Source organism: Bengtsoniella intestinalis (assembly GCF_039719005.1).
Taxonomy (GTDB): domain Bacteria; phylum Bacillota; class Clostridia; order Oscillospirales; family Oscillospiraceae; genus Oscillibacter; species Oscillibacter intestinalis.
The window spans coordinates 2872586-2897984 of record NZ_CP133584.1 but is presented as its reverse complement, the minus strand read 5'-3'; the positions used below and the strand labels follow the sequence as shown (position 1 = coordinate 2897984).

Genomic DNA, 25399 nt, shown 5'->3' with positions numbered 1-25399 from the left:
TGTAAAAAGTCAATTAGCTCTTACTACCTATCATACCCACAAACAAGGTTGCCGTCAAGAAAAACAAGATGAAAATTTGCAAAATTTGTGTTAATAAATAGGGGTGACCAAACGGTCACCCCTATCAATTTAGTGTTGATATTCAAATTCCAAGTTGTACATGGAGACGATTTCCCCATCTTGGATTCCCATTTCTTCCAGTTGGGTGAATACGCCTGCATCGCGGAGCACACGGTCGAAGTACATACGGCTTTCGTAGTCGCCAAAGTTGACGTTGCCCATGAGACGTTGGAGCCATGGACCTTCCACGATCCAAGTTTGCTCGTCTTCCAAGTGTTGAATTTGTAGAGGCTCGCTGGCATCCACCTTGGGGGGTTGGGGGATGAACTCGGGTTCATACACCAACACGGGGGGCAGGTCAGCCAAGCGGTTGGCTACGGTTTGCACCAGAGCACGGGTGCCTTGGTGTGCCACGGCAGACAGTTCGAAGAAGGTATACCCCTTGTCTTCCACGTGCTTACGCAGACGCTCCACTTGTTCTGGGTCTTGGAGAATGTCCATCTTGTTGCCCACCACGATTTGAGGACGAGAGGCAAGGTCAGTGTTATATTGTTCCAATTCCAAGTTGATGGCGTCGAAGTCTTCCACAGGGTCACGGCCTTCACAGCCAGACACGTCCACCACATGAACCAGCAAACGGCAACGGTCAACGTGGCGCAGGAAGTCGTGGCCTAAGCCAGCGCCATCGGCGGCACCTTCAATGATGCCGGGGATGTCAGCCAGCACGAAGGACACGCCGTCGTCCACGTACACCACGCCCAAGTTGGGGAACAAGGTGGTGAAGTGATAGTTGGCAATTTTGGGTTGGGCTTTGGAGACCACGCTGAGCAGGGTAGACTTGCCCACGTTGGGGAAGCCAACCAGACCCACGTCAGCCAACAGCTTCAGTTCCAAGGTCACGTCGTGGCTAATACCAGGAAGGCCAGCTTTTGCAAAACGAGGCACTTGACGGGTGGGGGTGGCAAAATGAGAGTTGCCCCAGCCACCACGACCACCACGGCAGATGGTGAATGGATTTTTGTCGGACATATCTTTGATGATTTCGCCAGTTTCGGTGTCACGCACCACGGTGCCACGGGGCACGCGGAGGGTGATGTCTTGACCGTCTTTGCCAGTGCAACGACGACTGGTGCCGTCCACACCGTTTTGGGCGGCATATTTGCGCTTGTAGCGGAAGTCCATCAGGGTGGACATATTGTCGTCCACCACCAAAATCACATCGCCACCACGACCGCCATCGCCACCATCGGGGCCACCGTTGGCGATGTATTTTTCACGGTGGAACGACACAGCGCCGTTGCCTCCGTTGCCAGCTTTCAGGGTGATGCGGGCTTTATCGATAAAGGTTGTTGCCATAGGGTACCTGCCTTTCTAGTTGTTAATCGTTTGTAGGGACAGGGCGCGCCCCTGTCCGTTTGGGTTTGGGAAACCCACTCTTGTAAACATACAATATTATATATAGTATACCCTTACAAGGGTAGGTTTCGATGAATAAATTGGGAATTTTTTGAGGAAGGTGCAAAACCAGTAGCGTGTTGCACCGCTATGGACGGGAGGCTAATAGCCTCCCCTACAAGGGATATTGCACATGGGATGGATGTAGGGGAGGATATCATCCTCCCGTGTTGAGGGTTGCGACCATCCATCGGTGGTACGGCACAAGACGAAGCCCACCTCACAAGGCTGTTTGGTCACCCAACCGCCGAAGGCGGCACTTAGGGCGGAGAGGGGGCGGAGCCCGCCTCGAATAAAATAAATAAAACTCTTTTTTCTGGTTTGACCAAGGTCAAACCAGAAAAAAGACTCGAACCATTGGGTTCGAGTCTTTTTAAGTGTCTCAATTAAGCTTCGTAGACAGAAACCTGCTTACGATCTTTGCCCAGACGCTCGAAGCGCACAACACCGTCTGCCTTAGCGAACAGAGTGTCATCAGTGCCACGACCAACGTTCACACCGGGGTGAATGTGGGTGCCACGTTGGCGCATCAAGATGTTACCAGCGACCACAAATTGACCGTCAGCACGCTTGGGGCCTAGACGCTTAGACTCGGAATCACGGCCGTTCTTAGTAGAACCGCCACCTTTTTTATGTGCAAAAAATTGCAAACCAATACGAATCATAAAATGGAACCATCCTTTCTAAAATTTAACGATGGAGAAGAGGGTCAGTCGACGTCGTCGTCATCGCCTTCTTCTAAAACTTCAACAAAATCGGGATACTCCTCATGGAGCTCCGCCAAATAAACCAGCAAACCAGTCATCAAAGATTGACAAGCGTATTCCGCTTCCTGAGACAAACCGCCGGGCAGGTGGAGAGAAATCTTCACAGCCTCTTGGTCAATCTTCACGCTGGCAGCCAGCCCCAACACGTCGTTGATGGTGGCTTCCACTAAGCGGATGGCACTGGTGATAGCGGCACAGACGATATCCTCGCCTTCGCCAGCGTAACCACTGTGTCCACAGCTTTCAAATCCTACGATACGGTCGCCTTCAGAATGAAAAACGATACTGGTCATAGATTAGACAGAAATCTTGCCGATGGTGATTTTGGTGTAAGGTTGACGATGGCCTTGACGCTTACGATAACCCTTTTTGGGGATATACTTGAAGATACGAACCTTCTTGCCCTTGCCGTTCTTTTCAACGTTGGCTTCCACGGTAGCACCAGCCACGGTGGGAGCGCCAAAGGTAGCGGTTTCGCCGTCAAACACAGCCAAAACTTGGTCGAAGCTCACGGTTGCGCCAGCTTCTGCGTCCAGCTTTTCGATGAACAGCACGTCGCCTTCTGCTACCTTGTATTGCTTACCGCCAGTTACGATAATTGCTTGCATATTATAGTTTCCTCCTTCATTTCGGGCTCGCTGTCGTAGGTGGTGTTCCATAAAAGAACGCACTTCAACCCATTCAATGCGGCTCTGCTATTATAACAGGGAATCCAGGGCTTGTCAATGGTTTTTTCAAATTTAAAATTTACAGTGTGCAATAAGAAATATACTGGCAGATTTCCGCCACGTTGGCGTTGGCGGTGAACTCAAAGGTCATGGTGCCCATACCAGAGAAGGTGACCTTCAACTCGCTGTCCAAGTCAAGCACACCAGAAGTTTCGATGGCATAGGTTTGGATTTTCCGATAAGGCAAGGAAGTAATGGCCTTTTTCTTGCCAGTGACCCCTTGGACATTGATGGCGATGATACGCCGATTGGTGAACACCACCCCATCACGCACCGTGCGGTAAGTGGAGACGATGCCCTCGTCTTCTACGAACATGGGCTGGAGCAAGGCTTCAAAATCCGTATCCTTCACCCGTCTCAGCTTGAGAAATTTTGCGTTTTCAAAATCAATCATGGTGCGATTCTCCTTATTTTAATAAGCCAACTGTGGCTCTGTCCACTCAGCGATACAATTATAATACAGGCGGCAAACTTCTTTGCCACAGGCCACATCCAAGTTGATGTAGTTGCCACACTCTACCGCGCTGTAACCGGGCATATCCCCAGTAAACGTGGCACCTTGGGCAAAGACAAATTGTAGCAATTCAATGGCTTGACTGTGGGACAACTGATTGCCATCAAACAGGAAATAAAACCCTGTTTGGCAACCCATGGGGCCAAAGTAAATCACCGCGTCTTTGTGTTCAGAGTTGCGGAGCAGCGTGGCAATCAAATGCTCAGCGGAGTGCATTTGGGCGTTGGTCAGTAAATCCCCTGTGTTGGGGCGTTTGCACCGCAGGTCATAGGTCATCACGTTGCCATCTTGACGGCTGAAATACAGACCGGGGAGCAAGGTGTTGTGGTTGACGCTAAAGCTGGCGATTTGGTTCAATTCTTCCATCTTACAGTCCTACCTTTTGTAATTCTAGTGCCAAGGGCAGCATGACGGCGCCTAGCTGTTCCATGGCCTTGGGGAAGTCAAAGTATTCGTCGGATTGGGCGGTAGAGAACAGACGATCAGACACGGATTTCACCGCAATAAATGGCACGTTGTTCCGCATGGCCACCTGTGCCCCAGCGCAGCCTTCCATTTCTAGGAGCAAAGGCTTGAAGGTATCGCAAATCCACTTGCCACGGTCGTTGCCAGTGGAGAACCAGTCGCCCGTGGCGGTGCGTCCCATGTGGGTGTCAATGCCCAAGGATTTGAGCATAGCTTGGGTACGCTCTGGTTTGTAAGTGGGGAAGGACACGCAGTTGACGGTGGAGACAAAGCCCACTTCATCGCCAATCAAAGAGGTGTCCATATCGTGTTGCACAAAGTCAGAAACCACCACCATGGTGCCAGTGGGCAAGTCCTCTGCGCATCCTGCCACGCCAGAGTTGACCATCAGGTCAACCTTAAAATGGGCGCACAGCAACTGGGCACCCATGGCGGCATTCACCTTGCCAATGCCAGCGGCACAGGCGATGATGTTGGGGGCCACTTGGAAAAAGGGGATGCCAGAAATGGTTTCAAAGGGTTCTAGTTCTTTCAAGCCAGGCATGGCATGGAGTTCCGCCGCCATGGCAAAGAGAAGACCGAGTTTCATAAAATAAAGTTCCTTTCGAATGATAGGAGAACGGGACGTCGAGGACAACCTCCCCTACAGTTTTTACAGATATATCGTAGGGCGGGGGCTTGCCCCCGCCGTCCCCCTAGATTGTGCGTAACCTGCGGCGGGGGCAAGCCCCCGCCCTACGGCAATCAAACGATACAAACGTGCAATGGTCAAAAAACGGCGGAGGTAATCCTCCGCCGTTTTCAATTCTTTTTCTTACAGAGCGCTCACGATGGCTGCGGTATCCATGGCAATCATCAGTTCTTCGTTGGTGGGAATCAACAGCACCTTCACCTTGGAGTCAGCGGTGGAGATGACGGTTTCTTCGCCACGAACTTTGTTGGCTTCAGCGTCCATGGTGATGCCCATGAATTCCAAACCGCCAGCAATATCCAAACGTTGGCTTGCAGAGTTTTCACCCACACCAGCGGTGAAAATCACAGCGTCCACACCGCCCATAGCGGCAGCGTAAGAGCCAATGAGCTTCTTAACGCCATAGTTGAACATTTCAACAGACAGAGCGGCTTCTGCGTTGCCGTCTTTGCCTGCGTTTTCCAAATCGCGGAAGTCGGAGGACAGGTCGGACACGCCAAACACGCCAGACTTCTTGTTCAAGATGGAAACCATTTCTGTGATGTCCATGTTGTGCTTGTTCATCAGATATTCCATAATGCCAGCGTCAATGTCGCCAGAGCGAGTGCCCATGGGCAGACCAGCCAGAGGGGTGAAGCCCATGGAGGTATCCACAGATTTGCCTGCGTCGATGGCGGTGACGGAAGAACCGTTGCCCAAGTGGCAGGAAACCAACTTCAAGTCAGCCACGTCTTTGCCTAGCATTGCGGCGGCACGACCAGCCACATATTTGTGGGAGGTGCCGTGGAAGCCGTAGCGACGGACTTTATCTTCGGTGTAATACTTGTAAGGCAGAGCGTAGGTGAAGGCCTTAGCAGGCATGGTTTGGTGGAAAGCGGTGTCGAACACGCCCACTTGGGGTACGTCTGCACCCATGACAGCCACGCAAGCGTTGATGCCAGTGATGTTGGCGGGGTTATGCAAAGGAGCCAGAGGGATGCAGTCTTCCAGAGCCTTCATCACGTCGTCAGTAATCAGCACAGAGCCGCTGAACACGTCACCACCGTGGACAACACGGTGACCCACTGCGTCGATTTCCTTCATAGAAGCAATGACGCCGTTTTTCTCGTCAACCAAAGCATTGAGCACAGCTTGGATGGCTTCGGAGTGGGTGGGCATAGCCACATCGATGGCTTTCAAGGTTTCTTTGCCGTCCAGTTGGGGCTTGTAGGTGAACTTGCCGTCGATGCCGATGCGTTCGCACAGACCCACAGCCAACAGGGTTTCGGTTTGGGGGTTGAGCAATTGATACTTCAAAGAAGAGCTACCTGCGTTGATAACTAAAACGTTCATAATTTTCTGACTCCTTCATTTTTTGCCTGCAACTTCTTGAAAAATTGGGCATTTTGTTATATAATAGATATGCTGTTTTGTTGCCTTACTGTAAGACAACGTAATACCATATATTATTATAAAGAAAATTTAGCCAACTTGCAACCTCTATTTTTACCGAAATGTCACCTTTTTGTCACCAGTTAGGAGTGAAATATATGCAAACTCTTGGTATCATAACAGAGTACAATCCACTCCACTATGGTCATGCGCATTTGATAAATCGATTACGTGAACAACTTGGTTCTGAGACTGCCGTTATTTGCGTCATGAGTGGAAATTTTGTCCAGCGTGGGGATTTTGCCATCATGGATAAGCACAGCCGTGCCGCCGCCGCCGTACACTGCGGTGTAGACTTGGTGGTGGAACTACCATTGCCCTATGCCACCGCCGCCGCCGCTGATTTTGCCCGTGGCGCTGTGGAAACGTTGGTGGCAACTGGACTGTTGACTCATTTGGGCTTTGGCAGTGAATGTGGCGACAGCGCTGCCTTGGAAGAAGCGGCCGTCGCCCTTGACCACGCCCACTTCCCTGCCCTTTTAAAACAAGCCCTATCCACAGGGGTCAGCTTCCCCACCGCACGAGAACAGGCACTCCGCTCTTTATTGGGAGAAAAAGCCGCCTTACTCTCCACCCCCAACAACGCCTTGGCCATATCTTATTGCCAAGCGCTCCAAACCATCGCCCCCCATGTAAACGTGGTGACCATCCCCCGCATTGGGGCGGCACACGACGGGGATACCATCGGTAACATCGCCTCCGCCTCTGGGGTGCGTCGCCTGATTGAAGCTGGGCAAGACGTGTCTCATCTGTTGCCACCGCCTATGGCAACGGCCTTGGAACAAGCCATCACCGCAGGCCATGCCCCTGTGCTGGCCGAAACTTGTCAGCGTGGCATTTTGGCAAAACTACGTACCATGACCTTGGACGATTACCGCCAGCTAGACACGAGCAACGAAGGCCTTTACCACCGTTTTTACCGCGAAAGCCGCACCGCCACCTCTTTGGAGGGGCTATTATCTGCCGTGAAAACCAAACGCTATCCCTATGCCAGATTGCGCCGCATGGCGCTATGGGGATATTTGGGGATTAGCCCCCAAGACATCCCTGACGCCGTACCCTACATCCGCATCTTGGCTGCCAACGGACGAGGGCGCACGCTGTTGTCTCAAATGCGCGCCACTGCCACTGTGCCGATTTTAACCAAACCAGCCGACGTGAGCAAACTGTCTGACCAAGCACAGCGATTATTCCAATTGGAGGCAACCTCCACCGATTTATACACCTTAGCCTACCCCGATTTATCCCAAGCCCAAGGTGGGCAAGAATGGCGACAAGGCCCTGTGATGATAGAATGATTTGACCTTTTCGCCCGTTCTCACCCCTCCCCCCTTGTAGGGGCGACCTCTGGTCGCCCGTTCTCACCCCAAAATAAAGGAAGTGACCCTATGCACACAAAGCTATGGCTTTTATCCCTTATCACCGCAGGACTATTGCTAGGCTGTTCTAGCCAGCAACCTGCCCCAGAGCCTGAGACCATTCCCCAACAAGACGTGGTAGAAGCCGTGTCCATCACCCCCGAGCTAGAGCCAACCTTTGACTTATCCCAAGGTTTGACCACCGACGCCGCCCCCGTAGAAGATACCATCTCTTTCACATTGGAAACGGTGACCCATAACGACAGCGTGTATGCCCCAGACGACGACTCCGTTTTACTGGCGCGCTATGACTATTATCTGCCTTATCTGCAGGTCATTGACGAAACCAACGCCCAAGCCTGCGCCGTGGCTGATAGTTTCAATGCCCAATTTTCCATGTGGGAAGAAGCCAACGGGTTCGACGAAATGGTCACATGGGCCCAAGAAAACTATGCCCTCAATTTAGAGCAGGGCATAGACTGGCTTGGCCATTATCAATCCGAATTATCCACAACCCCTTTTCAAACCACGGGATATATCAGCATCTGCGGAGAATATTACAGCTTCACTGGCGGTGCCCACGGCAACACGGTGCTGGTATCGTGGCTGTTTGATTTAAACACGGCCACCTTTATCTCCCCCCTGTCTCTGGCCACCGACCCCCAAGCCTTTTCTACCGCTGTGGCAGAGCTATTGATTGCCCAAGTCCAAGAGGGCACCCTAGAAGGCTACCCCTTAGAAGAACTCTATTGGGATGATTACCAAACGGTGTTGTCCACATGGGACAGTTACTGCGTCTATTTTGACGACGACGGGATGCACATTGCCTTCTCCCCCTATGAGCTGGCCGCCTATGCCGCTGGTGCTCAAAGCTTTGTGCTAGACTATCAAACCATCACCCCCTATTTAAGCGAGCAAGCTTTGGTGATGTTAAACTTGATATAAGATTGTAAAAAAGAGAGGTACAGCGTATGAAATCTATGATTTTAAGGGCTTGTACCGCTCTTTTTTTCATGGCCATTGTGGTGGCTGTGGCCTATACCGTCCCCCATCCTAGCCAAACAGCAATCACCGCCAGCGCCTTAACTTCCCCTGCCTTTGCCCACCAGCAAACGGTGGCACAACTGTTAGAACCAACACCCCTCCCCGAAGCAGACGTGGTCTCCCCCACTGATTCTACCGACCCCACCCCTGCCACCTTAATTGAACTATCCCCCATTCTATACCAACAAAATGCCTTGGCTGTGGTAAATTTCAAAGCCACATGGGGCAACAAATCCGCCAACATCGCCACCATGACTGACTATATCTATGAGGCAGATGCCCAAGGTGCCCAGATGATTGTCTTCCCTGAAATGGCCCTCATTGGCTACAGCGCCAACAGCGACAGTGAAACTTGGGACTATCAAATGCCAGTGGCCTATGCCGAAACCACCGCTGGCACCACCGCCACCACCTTTTCCGCCTTGGCGCAAGAACTGGATTTGTGGATTATCTACGGTGGCACCGAAACCTATTCGTCTACCCAAGCTTACAATGCCGCCTTTATCTGTAGCCCCGATGGCAGTGTGGAAACCTATCGCAAAATCGCCCCTGTGGAAGGGGATTGGTGTCTCGCTGGGTCTGCGCCATTGGTCATCGACGCTGGGGATTTGGGACGCATTGGCATCGGCATCTGCTACGATACCTATTCCCACCCAGAACTGGGAGAATATTACACCAGTCAAGGGTGCGATTTATATGTGAATCTCACTGCCTCCTCCGTCAACTACAGTGCCGACAACGAAGATGCTTGGCTCTGGTACTACACTTCTCGTTTGGAAAGCCTTGCCGCCCAAAGCGGTCTTTATGTGGCCAGTGCCAACTTGGTCGGCAGCTGTGGGGGCTATGTATTCCCCGGCGGTAGCGCTTTTGTCACCCCCAACACCGCTATGGAGGTGACCACTGGGGAAGAAGGCATTGTCTACAACCAAGCCATGGATGATTTACCCTCCCTCACCATCAATGCCACCACCTATAGCCAGTGGTATGCAGACATTGCCGCCACGTCCTATAACCCCAAATACAGCTACACCTCCGCCAAATCCCCCACTGTGTATCTGGCCGACACCACCGCCACCCTTGTCTCCACCATTCATCAAGCAGGCGCCCAAGGCGTGGATATTTTGCTGTATCCCAGCGAAGATTTCATCACCCAACCCATCCCCGGCACCACCACGCGCACCTTGTCCAACTATGCCGTCACCTATGAGATGTACATCCTGTTCACCATGACGGAGATTTTAGATTCTGGTGAGGAAGTGGATGCCGTTGCTATCCTCAGCCCTGACGGTACCATCACCAGCCATCAAGTGGATAGCCCCGTCATACTAGACACCCCATGGGGCAGTTTGGGCGTCGCCTTGGGGGACGAGCTATACAACAATCCCCTCCTCAGCCGTTATTATGGTGCCATGGGCTGTAAAGGGATGTTGCACATTGGCTTCACCGCCCCTACCACTTGGCAACTTGAAACCATTTTGGGGGTCTATGGTAGCCGCGACGGCCTTGCCATTGCCACCTGCACCCCCACCCAAAGCCATCTGGTGACCATTTTCCACAACCAATCTGGCGACCAAGCCATCAACTGGGAAACAGGGGCCGCCGTGGATTGGACAGCGGTCACCGAACCCACCTTGTGGAATTTAGAGGACACAGGCTTTTCCATCACCTATTTTAATGCTGAGCGCTCCGCCCAATGGTTTGACAGTGGCGCTGAATCGTAACGGAGGGATTCCCTTGGACAACATTCTCACAACCAAACTCACCACCTTATCTGGCATCGGAGAACAACGCGCCAAGGTGTTTGCCCGTCTTGACCTTGAAACCTTCGGGATTTGCTGGGCTATTTCCCACGGCGCTATGATGACCGCCGTCAAGTCCAAGACATTGCAATGCTGTGCAACGGAGACACCGCCTGCATCTGCGCCACAGTGATTTCACCGCCACAGCTTAGCTTTGCCCGTAACAAAATCGATTTGGTGAAGTTTCGAGTGGCCGATGAAACTGGCACCATGGACATCACCTTTTTCAACCAATCTTGGCTGAAAAACACCTTTAAAATAGGCTCCACCTTTGTGTTTCACGGCAAATGCGAAGCCTTGGGGAACCTTCGCTCTATGACCTCCCCCGTGTGGGAATCCCCTGACAACCAAGAGCAAACAGGGCGCATGGTGCCACGGTATTCTCTCACCGCTGGGTTGTCCAATTTGATGATGATGCGTGCGGCGGCACAGATATTGCCCCAGTGTCAAAGCGCCATTTGTGATATTTTCGACCCAACTTTCCGCACCCAATACGACCTGTGCGACAGTGCCTATGCCCACGCCCACATCCACTTCCCCGACAGCCCTGAAACCTTAGACATAGCACGACGGCGACTGGCTTTTGAAGAGCTGTTCCTCTTCACTTTAGGTTTAGGACGGCTCCGCGGTCGACGCGAACAGGTGGAAGTAATCCCCTGTCACCCCATTGACATGGATGGCTTTTATAATGCCCTACCCTTCACCTTAACCAATGCCCAACGGCGCAGTGTGGAGGAGGCTTTGGACGACTGCTGTTCAGGCCGTCCTATGAATCGGCTCTGCCAAGGGGATGTGGGCTCTGGCAAAACCATGGTGGCGGCGGCCTGCGTGTATTTTATGGCGCAAAATGGCCGCCAAAGCGCCATGATGGCCCCTACAGAAATTTTGGCACAGCAACATTTTAATGGTCTATCCCCCTACTCCAAAGCCTTGGCATCCCCTGCGCTCTGCTCACTGGCTCCATGACCGCTAAGGAAAAACGCACCTTGGTGGCGCAGTTAAAAGCTGGGGACATTCAATTCGTGGTGGGTACCCATGCCCTGATTTCCACAGCCGTGGGTTTTGAGGATTTGGGATTGGTCATCACCGACGAACAGCACCGTTTTGGGGTGGAACAGCGCTCCGCCCTGTCTGCCAAAGGCAATCACCCCCATACGCTGGTCATGTCTGCCACCCCCATTCCACGGACGCTTGCGCTGATGCTCTACGGGGATTTAGAGGTGTCCATCATCGATGAGCTCCCTCCAGGCCGCCAGCCTATTAAAACCAATTTAGTAGACACACGGTATCGCCAACGGATTTACACCTTCTTAGACGCCCACATGGCGGAAGGCCGACAAGCCTATATCGTCTGTCCCAGCGTGGAGGAAAACGAAGAAAACGAGAATGACCCCAGCGGCAAAAAAGCTGTGACCCAATACGGCAAAACCTTGCAAGAAGAGGTGTTCCCCAACCGCCGTATCGGCATTGTCCACGGCAAGTTGAAATCCAAGGAAAAAGAGGCGGTTATGTCTGCCTTCTCCGCTGGGGAACTGGACATTCTAGTGGCCACCACGGTCATCGAAGTGGGGGTAGACGTGCCCAACGCAGTGGTGATGGTGATTGAAAATGCCGAGCAATTTGGACTCTCTCAGCTTCATCAGCTCCGTGGTCGGGTGGGTCGTGGGAAAGATGCCTCATTTTGCGTCCTGATTTCCGATAATTTTAACCCTGACACCCGTCAGCGGTTGCAAGTCATGACCCAGACCACTGATGGCTTTCGCATTGCCCAAGAAGACTTGCAACTCCGTGGCCCTGGTGACTTTTTTGGGCAGCGCCAGCACGGTTTGGCACAGTTAAAAGTGGCAAGTTTAGGCTGTGACACCATGCTCTTGCAACAAGCCCAACAGGCGGCGAGAGCCTTGCTAGAAGCTGACCCTTTGTTGGAGCAACACCCTTTGATTGCCGCGGCAGTGGAAGCCCTCTTTGCCCAAGCAGATAGCACTTTGAATTGAATGCTAGCCCCCATGGCATTTGGTTGCCGTGGGGGTTTTTTTGCCCCTACGGGGCGGTCACCTGCCGGTGGGGCGTTTTCCCCACCCCATCGTAGGGGCGCCCATTGGGCGTCCGTTTTCCGATTCACTCTGAATTGTTGTTTTTGCCCCTACGGGGCGGTCTGCTACCGCAGGGGTCACCTGCCGGTGGGGCATTCCCCCACCCCATCGTAGGGGCGCCCACTGGGCGTCCGTTTTCCGATTCACTCTGAATTGTTGTTTTTGCCCCTACGGGGCGGTCTACTACCGCAGGGGTCACCTGCCGGTGGGGCATTCTTTTTTTGTCGAAAAAAAGAATCAAAAAACGATTTTTTCACGACGACTGCGGTCGAGTGAAAAAAGGGGCTTTTTACGGGGGTTCATCGCTGGAGTGCCACGCTCTTTTGAACGGCACCCAGTGGCCTGATTTGACGTGAAGTATTCTGTCGGGCTTCGCCCTGATGCGATGTTGCAGAAAGATGGTGCGGTTTCTTTGGGGTGCCTAGATTGTGGGTATGGTGTGGCGCGGTGGTGTTGGGTAAGACGGGCGACCAGAGGTCGCCCCTACAAAGAACACCATTGCATACAAGCCAAGCTGACCGCAGGTCAGCGTTCCCCAACGCCACCGCACCCATCGACGTCCACAATCTTAGGCACCTCAAATGCGTGGTACAACGTCCCCGTACGATCCATGTGCGGCAGCAATCAGCGTTGGTTCGCGCATCCCACACGATAAGCCGAACGGATGTGCCCCAGATGCCCCGATAGCACCGCACTCACTCATTCGTACCATCCGTATAAAATGGGAGCACGTGAGACGGCTGACCACAAGTGGTCAGCCGCCACGTGCAAGATTTTTGGTTACTTTGCATCTTTGCAAAGTAACGCCCGCGCGGCGAGCGCCCCCCACGGCAGTGGGAAAAGTTTATCAAAAGAAAACTCCCACAGGGTGAAGCAAATTACAATTGATTTCCACGGGCGCCCAATGGGCGCCCCTACAAGGGGCGGAAGTAAAGAAAGCCCCCTGCGGCAGCAGCCCCCACGGGAGTGGGAAAACTATATCAAAAAAGAACCCCTACAAGGTGAAACAAATTGCAAGGGCGATGTATAGAAAGAACAGTAAAGGAAAAATCATTGCCACCCCTTCCTTTTTTTGCTATACTATAACCATCAACAACCACCAACAACCAGGAGGTATCACCATGACCCTTGACCAACTTTGTCTCACCGCATTGGATATGCGCGCAAATGCCTATAACCCCTACTCCCACTTCGCCGTAGGTGCGGCACTCGAATGTGCCGACGGCACAGTGTTCACTGGTTGTAACATTGAAAACGCCGCCTACAGCCCCACCATTTGCGCCGAACGTGTGGCAGTGGTGAAGGCAGTCAGCGAAGGTTACACTCAATTCTGCCGCATTGCTATCGCCTCCAGTGGGGATGATATTTGCGTACCTTGTGGTGTGTGCCGTCAAGTGCTCAGCGAGTTTGCCACAGATTTAGAAGTCATCTGTCTCAGCAGCGATGGCAAGCGCAAAACCTTTACACTGAAAGAATTGTTACCCCATAGTTTCGGTGCCAGTCAATTGTAAATAATTCGTGATAATCTAAGAAAAACGGCCTTTTCTCTTTACAAATAGACAGAAAATGGGTATACTGAAACGTACTGTATAGAAGGATGGGAGTCATTTTTGAGAAACTCCCACGATAGATATGAAAGGCTGTATAAATCAATGGAGTTTACCCAAGGCGCCCCCTTTGACACCTTAGGCGTGTCTGAAGAAATGTTAAAAGCATTAGAAAAACGCAACATCACCCAATCCACCCCTGTCCAAGCAGGGTGTATCCCCCCATGCTAGAATGGAAAGACGTCATCGCAAAAGCCCCCACTGGCACTGGCAAAACCTTTGCCTATGGCATTCCCATGGTGGAGCACATCGACCCAGAGGACGAATCTGTCCAAGGGGTAATTTTAGCGCCCACACGGGAATTGGCCATCCAAATCACCGATGAAATGCGCACTGTCGCCGCCTTTAAGCCCGGCGTGCGGATGATTTGCCTCTATGGCGGCCAACCCATCGGCAAGCAAATTGACGCCTTGAAGCGTCGGCCTCAAATTGTGGTGGCTACCCCTGGTCGGTTGGCTGACCACATGAAACGGCGCACCGTTCGCGTGGAATCTGCCCAAACTGTGGTGCTAGATGAAGCCGACCGTATGCTGGACATGGGCTTTATCCACGACGTGACCCGTCTACTTGACAAAATGAACAAGCGGAAAAACCTTGGTATGTTCTCTGCCACCATCTCTCGTGAGGTGATGGACATTGCGTGGGTGTATCAGCGTGACGCTGAGGAAATCACCGTCCAAGCCTTGGAAGAAAACAAACCTGACATCCAACAATTCCGTATGGACCTCCAACAAGCAGACAAAGTGGATGCCATCATTCAAATCATGGAAAAAGGCAGCTGTGAGCGTGCCATGGTGTTTTGCAACACCAAAGGTGCCACTGAGCGCACCACCAAGTTCTTGCAAATGCGCAATGTGGATGCGGCCTGCATCCATGGGGATATTCCCCAACGCAAGCGTGAAGAAGTGATGAAGCGGTTTAAAGACGGCAATCTTCACGTGTTTGTGTCCACCGATGTGGCGGCACGTGGCATCGACGTAGATGATGTGGATATCGTCTTTAACTGCGATGTGCCAGACGAAAACCAAGACTATGTCCACCGTATCGGCCGTACTGGTCGTGCCAAGCGCAAGGGCGTGGCTGTCACCTTCGTGGCTGATTATCCTGCCAAAATGCGCATTGACGACATTGCCAAAAACACCAAAAACGACATTATGAACGTGGCCTTTGGGGACGACGGCAATTTCGTGGAAGTGAAATAACACTGGAATAGGCACAACATATCATAGGGCGGAGGCTTGCCTCCGCCTTTTTTCTTTAGGCCACCTTTACAATGATTTTGCTTGCATTTTCTCGCCACTATGATACACTATATACATCAAAAGTTCCCATCAAAAGGAGATATGTATGGCTTATAAAACCATTTTATTAGATTTAGACGGTACCTTGACCGACTCAAAAGAGGGCATTTACAACTGCCTGCGCCACGCCTTTACGCAAATGGGCGTACCCTGCCCAGAGGAATCGGTGTTGCGACGGTTCATTGGCCCCCACTGCCAGACTCCTTGGTGCGGTATTGCGGCATGAACGACGGACAAATCGACCAAGCCATGGAGCTATTCCGTGAACGCTACACTGCCATCGGCAAGTTTGAAAACACCCCAGCGCCGGGGATGCTCACGCTGTGCCAGCACCTCCACGAACAGGGCTATCAATTGGCACTGGCTTCCTCCAAACCTGAGGAAATGTGCCGTGATATTTGCGAAAAATTCGGTTTCACCGCCTATTTGGATGTGGTGGCTGGGGCACCGCTGTCTGAACACAGCACCAAAGCAGAGGTCATTATGGACGCATTGAGCCGTTTGGGGGTGCAAGGGAATTGCCTTGACACTGTGCTGATGGTGGGTGACCGCAAATTTGACGTACTGGGTGCCAAGGACTGCGGTATCCACAGCGTGGGGGTAGAATTCTTCGGCTATGCCGATGAAAACGAGCTGATGGACGCTGGCGCACTGGCGGTTTTTGACACCGCAGAAGCCGTAGAACAATGGATTTTAGAACACTAGTTGTATAATTTATATCAAATTATACAACTAGTTGTCGAATTTTGATAAAAAGAAGCACCGCCGTGGAACCATCCATGGCGGTGCTTCTGTGTTTTTCTGTGGCAGATGTAGGGAATGGTCAAGACCATTCCCTACGTTGTATTTTGTGATTGTGACACAGGTTAGGGTTTCATACCTTAATCTTCCAACGCATCTTCAAGCGTCTTACGGACGATTTTCAATACCTTCAAACGGGCATAGTTTTTGTCGTTGCCTTCGATGATGTGCCATGGGGCGTGGGGGGTGGCGGTTTTGGCAATCATCTCATCCACCGCCGCCTCGTATTGAGGCCACTTTTCACGGTTGCGCCAATCTTCGTCGGTGATTTTATACTGCTTTTCAGGGGTGTTTTGCCGCAGGGTGAATCGCTCTAGCTGGGTTTCTTGGTCAATGTGAATCCAGAATTTCATCACCACAGCGCCCCAGCGCACCATATCGGCTTCAAACTCGTTCATCTCCTGATAGGCCATGTGACAACGGACAGGGTCGGTGAAGCCTTCAATCAGTTCCACCATGGTGCGCCCATACCATGTGCGGTCGAAAATGGTCACGTGTCCATTTTTAGGCTGGTTCAACCAAAAACGCCAGAGATAATGGTGGGCAAGCTCGTCTTTAGACGGTGCGGCCACAGGCACCACACGAAAGCCCCGTGGGTCAAGCGCCCAAGACAAACGGCGAATGGCGCCCCCTTTGCCTGCGGCATCCCAGCCTTCAAAGCCGATGATGACGGGAATTTGACGGCGATAGAGCTTGCTGTGTAGCTCGCCGATTTTCTTCCGTTCTTTTTTCAATTCTGCCCGATACGTTGCCTCGTCTAGCACAGGGAACTCTGTGATGGAAGCCAGTTTTGGCATCTCCAGCGTAGGAAATTGGGTTTGGGGTGTCCAATCTCCATGGGGTAAGCCTTTGGTCAAAGCGCCTTCCATGGCGGCCTTGATGGTTTGGAGCACTTGGATGGGACCTGCGTATTTGTCTTCGTTCCAAATCACGTGCCAAGGTGCCCAAGGGGTGTTGGTTTTCTCCAGCATTTTGTTAAAGGCGCTAAGACTTTGGTTGTAATTGCGATTTTGCGCCCAATCGTTGACATTGACACGCCAAGCCGTCAACTTTTTGTCGCTGAGGGTGTCGAGGCGATTGCGCTGCTCTTTTTGTCCAATGTGGAGGAAAAATTTCAACACCAAGTAGCCGTCGTCTCGAAGCTGACGCTCAAAGGTATTGACCGCATCAATCTGCTTTTGCCCCACACTGTCCCCTGTCAACAAATCGTTGTGCCAACTGCGATCAAGGACGGCCATATTGCCATACTTGGGTATGTCTCGCCAAAAACGCCACAAATCGCTGTGACGGGCTTCGCCACTATCGGGTGGGGTATAGGATTGGACTTGATAGCCCCGTGGCTCTAAGCGAGAGATCACCGCTTCAATCATCTGGCCTTTGCCAGCGCTACTCCATCCTTCAAAGAGCACCACCACAGGCAACTTGGCATCCATGGCACTCTGTTGCAAGAGGGCTAAATCCTTTTGCAATTGCTTGAAAATTCCCTTTTGGTCTATGGTTTGGTCTAAATTTGTGGTAAATTCTTGCGTTAACATAGGCAGTCTCCTTGGTGTGGGGTTTGGTGTAATTATATCCCAAATTGTACGGGCGAGTTGTGGTCGCCCGTAGACTTTTTTATCTTACAAAAATTCTAGCACTTTAAAGGTATGATGTCAAGTAGGGAACGGTGTTGCCCGTTCCGTCTCCCGTTTATCCGCTTGCCTTGGGGGGACGGAACGGTCAAGACCGTTCCCTACGATTATGTTATTTCATTTTATAATACAGATATGTGCCTTAGGTTTTGGCTTCAATTTTCCCTTTGCACTTAGGGCAGGTGATGACCACTTTGCCTTTGCCCACTGGCACACGACAGGTAGTTCTACAGGATTTACAGGTGAAATATTTATGTGCTTTGTCGGCCTTATGTGCTTTTGCCGTGGTGAATTTACGCTTGATGGGCCACCACCAATTGGTGAAGGATTGGTTTTCATTGCGGCGCTTAGGCAGATTTTTAGAGAATGTGCGGAAAATCACAAGGACGCACAGTGCCGTGGACAAACCACCGATGATGCTAGCAAACAATGTGGAAAAAGTAGCGGCCGGATATTGGGCAATATTTAGGACGATGATGGCCACCAGCATAGCAAAATTCAGTTGGTCAGAGCCGTTGCGCCCATACATAAAGCGTGCCATAGCATTGGAGATGTTGCGGAAGATATTCATAGGAAGTACCCCTTTGTAGTTAGCAGTCAAACGTACTACCATTTTTATTGTCTTATTCTACTGCATAATCAGCAAAAACTCAACCTTATTTTCCGCAAGTTTACAAAATGTTATTTATTTCCTTCCAGTTTTTTGCTATACTTTCCTCTAGTGTTTTTGATACACTCGAGACTATGTATAAGAGGAAGTAGAAACCATGGCTAAACAAGAATTCAAAGCGGAGTCCAAACGCCTTTTGGACATGATGATCAACTCCATCTACACCCACAAGGAAATCTTCTTGCGGGAATTGATTTCCAATGCGTCTGACGCCTGTGATAAGCGTTCCTATCTGGCACTCACTGACGACAGCGTGGGCATGAGCCGTCAAGACTTTGCCATTTCCCTGTCTGTGGACAAGGTAGCACGCACCATCACCGTGGCCGACAACGGCATCGGCATGAGCCAAGAGGATTTGGAAAACAATCTAGGGGTAATTGCTGCCTCTGGGTCTTACAAATTTAAGCAAGAAGTGGGCGCTGACACCAAAGACACCGATGTCATTGGTCAATTTGGCGTAGGCTTCTACTCGGCGTTTATGATTGCTGACCACATCACCGTGTCTTCTCGCAAGCAAGGTGCCGACAACGGCTACAGCTGGGAATCTGACGGCGCCGAAGGCTATTCCATCGAAGTTTGTGACAAAGAAACCGTGGGCACCACCATCACCATCCACGTCAAAGACGACACCGAAGATGAACACTACAGTGACTTTTTGGAAGACTACAAGCTTCAACAATTGGTGCGCAAATACTCTGACTATATCCGCTTCCCCATCCAAATGGATGTGACCAAACAAGAGCGTGTAGACAGCGACAAAGAAGGCGCTGAGCCTGTGTATATCCCTGTCACCGCCACTGAAACCCTCAACTCTATGGTGCCCATTTGGCAACGTCCCAAAGCAGATGTCACCGACGAGGAATACAACGCCTTCTACCAAGAGAAATTCCATGATTACACCGCCCCAGCTCGCACCTTGCACGTAGGCGTGGAAGGCAACATCACCTACAAAGCTATGCTGTTTGTGCCTGCCCAACCTGCCATGGATTTCTATACCACCGAGTTCAAAAAGGGCTTGCAACTCTACTCCAGCGGTGTGATGATTATGGACAGTTGTGGGGATTTGGTGGGCGATCACTTCCGTTTTGTCCGCGGCATTGTAGACTCTCCCGACCTGTCTTTGAACATCTCCCGTGAGTTGTTGCAACACGACCGTCAACTCCGTGTCATCGCCAATAACTTGGAAAAGAAGATTAAATCTGACTTGATGAAGTTTATGACAGACGATCGTGACACTTACAATGAATTTTGGAAACATTTTGGCCGTCAGCTGAAATACGGCATCACCGCAGAATACGGCGCAAAAAAGGACTTGCTCCAAGATTTACTGCTGTTCTATTCTTCCACCGAAGAAAAATTTGTGTCACTGGGCGAATACGTCTCTCGGATGAAAGAAGACCAAACCTCCATTTACTATGCCACTGGCGAGTCTGTCGGTCGCATTGCAAAACTGCCTCAAATCGAAGGTTTGCAAGACGATGGTGTGGAAATTTTGTATCTCACCGAAGAAGTGGATGAGTTTGTAATGCAAATTCTCCGCGAATACAACGAAAAACCCTTTGCCTCTGCTTTGGATGCCAACCGTGGTGCCAATGGAGACGACACCCAAGACGACAGCGCCCACCAATCCACCTTGGACTTTGTCAAAGAAGCTTTGGGCGACGCCATTGCCAGCGCCAAGGTGTCTCACACGCTGAAATCCCATCCCGTGTGCCTCACCGCAGGGGAAGGCCTAAGCTTTGAGATGGAAAAATATTTCGCCACCATGCAGCCTGACAGCCAAATCAAGGCACAGCGGATTTTGGAGCTGAATACCAGCCATCCCAGTTTCGCCGCCTTGGAAACTGCCATCAGTGCAGATCCAGAAAAGGCCAAGCAATACGCCCAGTTGCTCTACGCCCAATCCTTGTTGATTGCAGGTCTACCTCTGGAAGACCCCTCTGCCTACACCGATTTGGTGTGTGGTTTAATGGTATAAATTTATAGCAAAAAGGCCTCTGTTTTCTCAGAAACAGAGGCCTTTTCCTATAATTATTGGATTTATGGTGGGGGTTTTCTTTTTCCCACTCCCGTGGGGGCTGCTGCCGCAGGGGCGCCACTGCCATGGGGGCTTTCTTTTACAGAGATGCAAAAGAAACAAAAAATCTTGCACGTGGCGGCTGACCACTTGTGGTCAGCCGTCTCACGTGCTCTCATTTTATACGGATGGTGCGTGTGAGTGGGTGCGGTGCTATTGGGGCATCTGGCTCACACCCGTTCGGCTTATCGTGTGGGATGCGCGAACCAACGCTGATTGCTGCCGCACATGGATCGTACGGGGACATGGGAACACGCATTTAAGGTGCCTAAGATTGTGGACGTCGATGGGTGCGGTGGCGTTGGGGGCGGGATGACGGTGGTGGCGCTGAGCGCCACAGCACCTACCCATACCCACACCCTAGGCACCCCAAAGAAATGGCACTATCTTTCTGCAACATCGCAACAGGGCGAAGCCCGAAAGGTCATGCAGAGTCAAATCAGGCCACTGGGTACCGGTCAAGAGAGCGTGGCACCCCAGCGATGAGCCCCCGTAAAACCCCTTTTTTCACTCGACCGCAGTCGTCGTGAAAAAATCGTTTTTTGATTCTTTTTGTCGATACAAAAAGAATGCCCCACCGGCAGGTGACCCCTGCGGTAGCAGACCGCCCCGTAGGGGCAAAAACAACAATTCAGAGTGAATCGGAAAACGGACGCCCAATGGGCGCCCCTACGATGGGGTGGGGGGAATGCCCCACCGGCAGGTGACCCCTGCGGTAGCAGACCGCCCCGTAGGGGCAAAAACATCAACTTTCAATACGATAAAAACACATAATTCTACCGTTTTTCCCTTGGCTTACAACAAATAGATACCACAACGCCCAGCACAATGGCGACAGTGATGCCAGCGGCGGTGGCAGTGATGCCCCCTGTGATGACACCCAGCCAACCATCTGTGGCAACGGCTTTTTCCACACCTTTTGCCAACGCATAGCCAAAACCTGTCAAAGGCACAGTGGCCCCTGCGCCAGCCCAGTTGACCAAAGGCTCATACAGCCCTAGCGCGCTGAGTGCCACCCCTGTCACCACATATCCTGTTAAAATGCGCGCTGGTGTCCAGTTGGTTTTGTCAATCAAAATCTGCCCAATGGCACAGAGAAACCCACCACAGAGAAATGCGTTGATATAGTCCATATTGCCCTCCTAGCGTTCATTTGAACTTAGGATTTGTTAGAACTGGCCATTTTATGCAAAAACAGCCCTCCATCGTATCCGATGGAGGGCTGAGAATTAACAATGTTATAGGTAGGCTTTCATTTCGTCGCTCATGTCAGCTTCATCAGCACTGATGGTGACCACAAAGCGAATGTTGTTTTTCTGACCGAAGTTTTGCAACCATTGCAAAAACGCTTCAGTTTCTTCGTTGACTTCTTTGCCAACGGTTTTGCACAAATTGTCAATGAACACTTGGGCAATGTCGTAATTGCCAGCATACAAACCGCTGATAAAACCACGGTATGCGTCGTAGCTATCGAGTTGATACTCTTGAGCACCAATGAGTCGGATACTAGAGGGGATGGAATAGGTCATGTTGTGCTTGGCTTCGATGCAAACCACGTTGCCGGGTTCGTTCTTAGCTGCTTCGTTGATCAGTTCGATCAGGGTTTTGGTCTTACCAGCGCCTTTGACGCCTAAAATTACTTTCACCATAATCAATCACTCCTAAAATAGATTTTTGCTGGGGAGGTTTGTACACCCAGTATAGCATATTCTAACTGGAAAAACAACATAAAAAAAGAGGTAGTATTTTTGTGCAAAATGTAGATTGACAAGGGCAAAGAAGATATACAAAAAACGGCAAGCCACTTTTTGTATATCTTCAACTAAGAGCTAAAAGTGAAGAGTGAAAAGCTATCGCCTGCGGGCGAGAAAGAGAACAGATGCGATTGTCGTTCCATCCCCGCCCGCCAAGGTGAATTGCCCATAGGGCAAGAGAAGGCACCCTGGGGTGTGGCGGATAGTTTTTCACTCTTAGCCCTTAGTTTTTAGTTTATTATAGTTGGGCTTCTAATTCTGCGCGCAGTTCTTCATAACCGGGCTTACCCAACAGGGCAAACATATTCTTTTTGTAAGCTTCTACGCCGGGTTGGTCGAAGGGATTCACGTCCAGCAAATAGCCGCTGATACCGCAGGCATATTCAAAGAAGTAAATCATTTGCCCCAAATCGTAAGGGGTTTTCCCATCCATTTGGACGATGATATTGGGCACCTTACCAGTGGTGTGGGCAAGCAAAGTCCCTTCCATGGCCTTGTCGCGGATAAAGTCCATAGACTTACCAGCCAAGAAGTTCAGGCCATCGCCGTCAGCTTCGTCCAGTGGCACCAGTTTTTCAGCCTTAGAGGCGCCCATGCGCACCATGGTTTCAAACATAATACGGCAACCATCTTGGATGTATTGACCCATGGAGTGCAAATCAGCAGTGAATTCCACACTGGCAGGGAAAATACCCTTGCCGTCTTTGCCTTCGCTTTCGCCGTAAAGTTGTTTCCACCATTCGGTCATGAAACGGAAGGCAGGGTCATAAGCGCCCAACACTTCGATGGGTTTGCCAGCGGTATACAGGGCAAAGCGCAATGCGGCATATTGCCATGCAGGGTTTGCCAAAGAGCCGTCTTTACAGGTTTCCATCATGGAAGCGGCACCAGCCATCAAATCTTCAATGTTGACGCCAGTGGCGGCGATGGGAAGCAAACCCACAGCGGTGAGCACAGAGTAACGGCCACCCACATCATCGGGCACCACAAAGGTTTCCCAACCTTGGCTGTCAGCCAAAGATTTCAGCGCACCACGCGCCTTATCGGTGGTGGCATAAATGCGACCCTTGGCTTCCTCTGCGCCATATTTATCTTGGAGCATTTTGCGGAAGAAACGGAAGGCCACAGCAGGTTCAGTGGTGGTGCCAGACTTGGAGATGACGTTGATAGAGAAGTCATCGTCACCGATCAGTTCCATCACTTCTTCCATGGCATCGGCATCCAAGCCGTTACCCATGTAATAGATGTTGGGGGTGTCTTTTTTCTTCAGATTATAGTTGGGAGAGCACAGGAAATCGATAACGCCACGGGCGCCCAGATAAGAACCGCCAATGCCGATGACCACCAGAGCCTTAGAATCGCTACGGATTTTAGCGGCAGAGGCTTGGATGCGGGCAAACTCAGCCTTATCATAGTCTTGGGGCAGGGTCACCCAGCCGATGAAATCATTGCCAGCGCCAGTGCCATTTTGCAGATGGCCTTGGGCAATTTCCATCTGTGGCAACAAATCAGTTGCATAGGTGGCAGGTAAAAAAGAATCCATTTGGAATGCTTTTACGGTTAACATTTCTTTTTCCTCACTTTTATACACAAATTTCGCAGGGTTTTAGGTGGTACAAGTATAACAGTTTTTGGAAGGTTTTGCAAGGAAAAAATAGGTAAAATGCACGGGAGTCACAAACCGTTCAAATAAAACAAATCCTTCACGGCCATGTGAAAATGTTACGCCAAAGAAAAAAGCGCCCCTACAAATAAATCAATCGCAAAGACGTTTGTAGCGTAGGCTATTAGACGCCCGTTTTTAGGTTTTCGACCAGCCACTCCATATCACACTTACCTTTGGGTTGGGCGGGCGACCAAAGGTCGCCCCTACGACGGGTGCGTGATTATACGGCGTGTTGCCGTAGGGACAGCCCTTGCGGCTGTCCGCTCCCACCGCTTGCCCCCATCACTTCCCCAGCACGGCCATCCGTCCCACGTTCACCACCATATCCCACCACGTCAGTCGTCCCACCGTTTCCCCTGCCACGATGGGAAACTCTGCCACCACTTCGCCGTCAGCGGTGACGGTCAAAGTCCCCAAGATATCGCCTTGTGCGATGGGTGCTTCCACCCCTTCTACCAGCGTAATCTCTTGGAGCAAATTGCTGGTCTGCGCCTTTTCCAACAGCAGTGCTGTCTCCCCTTCTAACACCCCTTGCACCGTATCTTGCTTACCCAAAGTCACCGCCACAGGGGCAATGGCCTGCTCTGGCACAATTTGTTCAAGGGCATAATTGGCGAAGCCTTCATTTAATAAAGCGGTCACATCGCTGAGTCGCTGGGCGCTGGTGGGTGACTGCATCACCACGGCAATCAACTCCATACCGTCTCGCTCTGCCGTGGCTGACAGGCAATACAAAGCGGTGCTGGTGGAGCCAGTTTTCAGCCCCGTCGCCCCTTCATAGGTGTAAATCAGGCGATTGGTGTTAGACAGTTCCGACGTGCCATCTCGCAGGGTATCCATCCAAATGGTGGTATATTGTCGCAAATCTGGATGGTTTAAAATCAGCTCACGGCTCATGATGGCAATGTCATAGGCAGAGGTGTAATGGTCGTCAGCTGGCAACCCTGTGGCGTTTTGGAACAAGGTATCCGCCATGCCCAATTCTTGAGCGCGCAGGTTCATTTTCTCCACAAAGGCACTCTCACTGCCAGCCACCGCCTCTGCCAAAGCCACAGCGCAATCGTTGGCTGACACCACGCACACCGCCTTGAGCATATCGCTCACGCTCATCACTTCCCCAGTCTCTAGCCAAATTTGCGACCCACCCATAGAGCTGGCATAGTCACTGGCGGTGAGCAGATCATCGTAGGCCAACTGCCCTGCATCAATGGCTTCCATCACCAACAGCAATGTCATCACCTTGGTGACACTGGCAGGCTCACGGGGGGTATGCTCGTCTTTGGCATAGAGAATGGTACCCGTTTCCTTTTCCATCAAAATGGCAGACGGTGCCACCACCTCCACCCCATGACACACCCCCATACAACACGCCACACACAACAACGCACAAACAATTCGTTTCATAGAATGCCTCCTTGCTTTTTCCCTTTTGAAACAGTGTATGAGACAATAGCGCCACACTATGACGGAAATTTCTAAAATTTTCT

The 25399-nt window shown here is 51.3% G+C and carries 26 protein-coding genes and 1 pseudogene; 13 read left to right on the top strand and 14 right to left on the bottom strand.

Annotated features, from left to right (window positions below):
* Positions 1-129 precede the first annotated feature (129 nt).
* From obgE to RFF05_RS13780, 8 genes are all read right to left on the bottom strand, one after another.
* Positions 130-1416 (bottom strand): GTPase ObgE, encoded by a 1287-nt coding sequence (gene obgE / locus RFF05_RS13815; RefSeq protein WP_409967641.1) that lies wholly within the window; start codon positions 1414-1416, stop codon positions 130-132.
* A 485-nt stretch (positions 1417-1901) separates the two neighbouring features.
* On the bottom strand, positions 1902-2180 hold the full coding sequence (gene rpmA, locus RFF05_RS13810) for a 50S ribosomal protein L27 (RefSeq protein WP_409967640.1): 279 nt from the start codon (positions 2178-2180) through the stop codon (positions 1902-1904).
* Between the two features lie 44 nt (positions 2181-2224).
* Positions 2225-2575, bottom strand: a complete 351-nt coding sequence (locus RFF05_RS13805) for a ribosomal-processing cysteine protease Prp (RefSeq protein ID WP_409967639.1) — start codon at positions 2573-2575, stop codon at positions 2225-2227.
* 3 nt (positions 2576-2578) lie between these two features.
* Complete coding sequence (gene rplU, locus RFF05_RS13800; RefSeq protein WP_409967638.1) at positions 2579-2890, bottom strand: 50S ribosomal protein L21; 312 nt, start codon at positions 2888-2890, stop codon at positions 2579-2581.
* 139 nt (positions 2891-3029) lie between these two features.
* On the bottom strand, positions 3030-3404 hold the full coding sequence (locus RFF05_RS13795) for a PH domain-containing protein (protein ID WP_409967637.1): 375 nt from the start codon (positions 3402-3404) through the stop codon (positions 3030-3032).
* A gap of 18 nt (positions 3405-3422) precedes the next feature.
* Positions 3423-3890: an S-ribosylhomocysteine lyase gene (locus tag RFF05_RS13790; RefSeq protein WP_409967636.1), complete on the bottom strand. Its 468-nt coding sequence runs from the start codon at positions 3888-3890 to the stop codon at positions 3423-3425.
* A gap of 1 nt (position 3891) precedes the next feature.
* Positions 3892-4578 (bottom strand): 5'-methylthioadenosine/S-adenosylhomocysteine nucleosidase, encoded by a 687-nt coding sequence (locus RFF05_RS13785; RefSeq protein ID WP_409967635.1) that lies wholly within the window; start codon positions 4576-4578, stop codon positions 3892-3894.
* A 225-nt stretch (positions 4579-4803) separates the two neighbouring features.
* Positions 4804-6012, bottom strand: coding sequence for an acetate/propionate family kinase (locus tag RFF05_RS13780; protein ID WP_409967634.1), 1209 nt, complete (start codon positions 6010-6012; stop codon positions 4804-4806).
* Positions 6013-6209: 197 nt separating this feature from the next.
* Here RFF05_RS13780 and RFF05_RS13775 point away from each other — a divergent pair, with 197 nt between their 5' ends.
* The 11 genes and pseudogenes from RFF05_RS13775 (at position 6210) to RFF05_RS13725 (ending at position 16018) form a co-directional block, all read left to right on the top strand.
* The gene (locus tag RFF05_RS13775; RefSeq protein ID WP_409967633.1) at positions 6210-7409 is read left to right on the top strand and encodes a nucleotidyltransferase family protein; all 1200 of its coding nucleotides are present in this window, start codon (positions 6210-6212) and stop codon (positions 7407-7409) included.
* 90 nt (positions 7410-7499) lie between these two features.
* Positions 7500-8414 (top strand): DUF3298 domain-containing protein, encoded by a 915-nt coding sequence (locus RFF05_RS13770; RefSeq protein WP_409967632.1) that lies wholly within the window; start codon positions 7500-7502, stop codon positions 8412-8414.
* Between the two features lie 26 nt (positions 8415-8440).
* The gene (locus tag RFF05_RS13765; protein ID WP_409967631.1) at positions 8441-10234 is read left to right on the top strand and encodes a nitrilase-related carbon-nitrogen hydrolase; all 1794 of its coding nucleotides are present in this window, start codon (positions 8441-8443) and stop codon (positions 10232-10234) included.
* 13 nt (positions 10235-10247) lie between these two features.
* On the top strand, positions 10248-10445 hold the full coding sequence (locus RFF05_RS13760) for a hypothetical protein (protein ID WP_409967630.1): 198 nt from the start codon (positions 10248-10250) through the stop codon (positions 10443-10445).
* Positions 10397-12001, top strand: a pseudogene (locus RFF05_RS13755) (helicase-related protein); the annotation flags it as partial. The gene RFF05_RS13760 and the pseudogene RFF05_RS13755, both read left to right, overlap by 49 nt.
* 47 nt (positions 12002-12048) lie before the next feature.
* Positions 12049-12306, top strand: coding sequence for a hypothetical protein (locus RFF05_RS13750; RefSeq protein ID WP_409970118.1), 258 nt, complete (start codon positions 12049-12051; stop codon positions 12304-12306).
* A 1220-nt stretch (positions 12307-13526) separates the two neighbouring features.
* On the top strand, positions 13527-13916 hold the full coding sequence (gene cdd / locus RFF05_RS13745; protein WP_409967629.1) for a cytidine deaminase: 390 nt from the start codon (positions 13527-13529) through the stop codon (positions 13914-13916).
* Positions 13917-14057: 141 nt separating this feature from the next.
* Positions 14058-14183, top strand: a complete 126-nt coding sequence (locus RFF05_RS13740; RefSeq protein WP_409967628.1) for a hypothetical protein — start codon at positions 14058-14060, stop codon at positions 14181-14183.
* On the top strand, positions 14177-15214 hold the full coding sequence (locus RFF05_RS13735) for a DEAD/DEAH box helicase (RefSeq protein WP_409967627.1): 1038 nt from the start codon (positions 14177-14179) through the stop codon (positions 15212-15214). The genes RFF05_RS13740 and RFF05_RS13735 overlap by 7 nt, the downstream gene beginning before the upstream one ends.
* Positions 15215-15359: 145 nt before the next feature.
* Entirely contained in the window at positions 15360-15539 is a 180-nt protein-coding gene (locus tag RFF05_RS13730; protein ID WP_409967626.1) for an HAD hydrolase-like protein, read from the top strand.
* Complete coding sequence (locus tag RFF05_RS13725) at positions 15536-16018, top strand: HAD hydrolase-like protein (protein WP_409967625.1); 483 nt, start codon at positions 15536-15538, stop codon at positions 16016-16018. Before RFF05_RS13730 ends, RFF05_RS13725 begins: the two co-directional genes overlap by 4 nt.
* Before the next feature lie 176 nt (positions 16019-16194).
* Here RFF05_RS13725 and RFF05_RS13720 read toward each other — a convergent pair whose 3' ends face one another.
* Together RFF05_RS13720 and RFF05_RS13715 are read right to left on the bottom strand one after the other, a co-directional pair.
* Positions 16195-17649, bottom strand: a complete 1455-nt coding sequence (locus tag RFF05_RS13720) for a phosphate--AMP phosphotransferase (RefSeq protein WP_409967624.1) — start codon at positions 17647-17649, stop codon at positions 16195-16197.
* Between the two features lie 238 nt (positions 17650-17887).
* Positions 17888-18358 (bottom strand): hypothetical protein, encoded by a 471-nt coding sequence (locus RFF05_RS13715; RefSeq protein WP_409967623.1) that lies wholly within the window; start codon positions 18356-18358, stop codon positions 17888-17890.
* A gap of 154 nt (positions 18359-18512) precedes the next feature.
* On the opposite strand from RFF05_RS13715, the gene htpG reads away from it, so the two are divergent.
* On the top strand, positions 18513-20393 hold the full coding sequence (gene htpG / locus RFF05_RS13710; RefSeq protein WP_409967622.1) for a molecular chaperone HtpG: 1881 nt from the start codon (positions 18513-18515) through the stop codon (positions 20391-20393).
* Between the two features lie 327 nt (positions 20394-20720).
* The gene (locus RFF05_RS13705) at positions 20721-20978 is read left to right on the top strand and encodes a hypothetical protein (protein ID WP_409967621.1); all 258 of its coding nucleotides are present in this window, start codon (positions 20721-20723) and stop codon (positions 20976-20978) included.
* 290 nt (positions 20979-21268) lie between these two features.
* Here RFF05_RS13705 and spoVAE read toward each other — a convergent pair whose 3' ends face one another.
* The 4 genes from spoVAE to RFF05_RS13685 form a co-directional block, all read right to left on the bottom strand.
* The gene (gene spoVAE, locus RFF05_RS13700; protein ID WP_409967620.1) at positions 21269-21625 is read right to left on the bottom strand and encodes a stage V sporulation protein AE; all 357 of its coding nucleotides are present in this window, start codon (positions 21623-21625) and stop codon (positions 21269-21271) included.
* Positions 21626-21730: 105 nt separating this feature from the next.
* The gene (locus RFF05_RS13695; protein ID WP_409967619.1) at positions 21731-22141 is read right to left on the bottom strand and encodes a hypothetical protein; all 411 of its coding nucleotides are present in this window, start codon (positions 22139-22141) and stop codon (positions 21731-21733) included.
* 343 nt (positions 22142-22484) lie between these two features.
* Positions 22485-23813: a glucose-6-phosphate isomerase gene (locus RFF05_RS13690; RefSeq protein ID WP_409967618.1), complete on the bottom strand. Its 1329-nt coding sequence runs from the start codon at positions 23811-23813 to the stop codon at positions 22485-22487.
* 381 nt (positions 23814-24194) lie between these two features.
* Complete coding sequence (locus RFF05_RS13685) at positions 24195-25316, bottom strand: D-alanyl-D-alanine carboxypeptidase family protein (protein WP_409967617.1); 1122 nt, start codon at positions 25314-25316, stop codon at positions 24195-24197.
* Between the last annotated feature and the right edge of the window lie 83 nt (positions 25317-25399).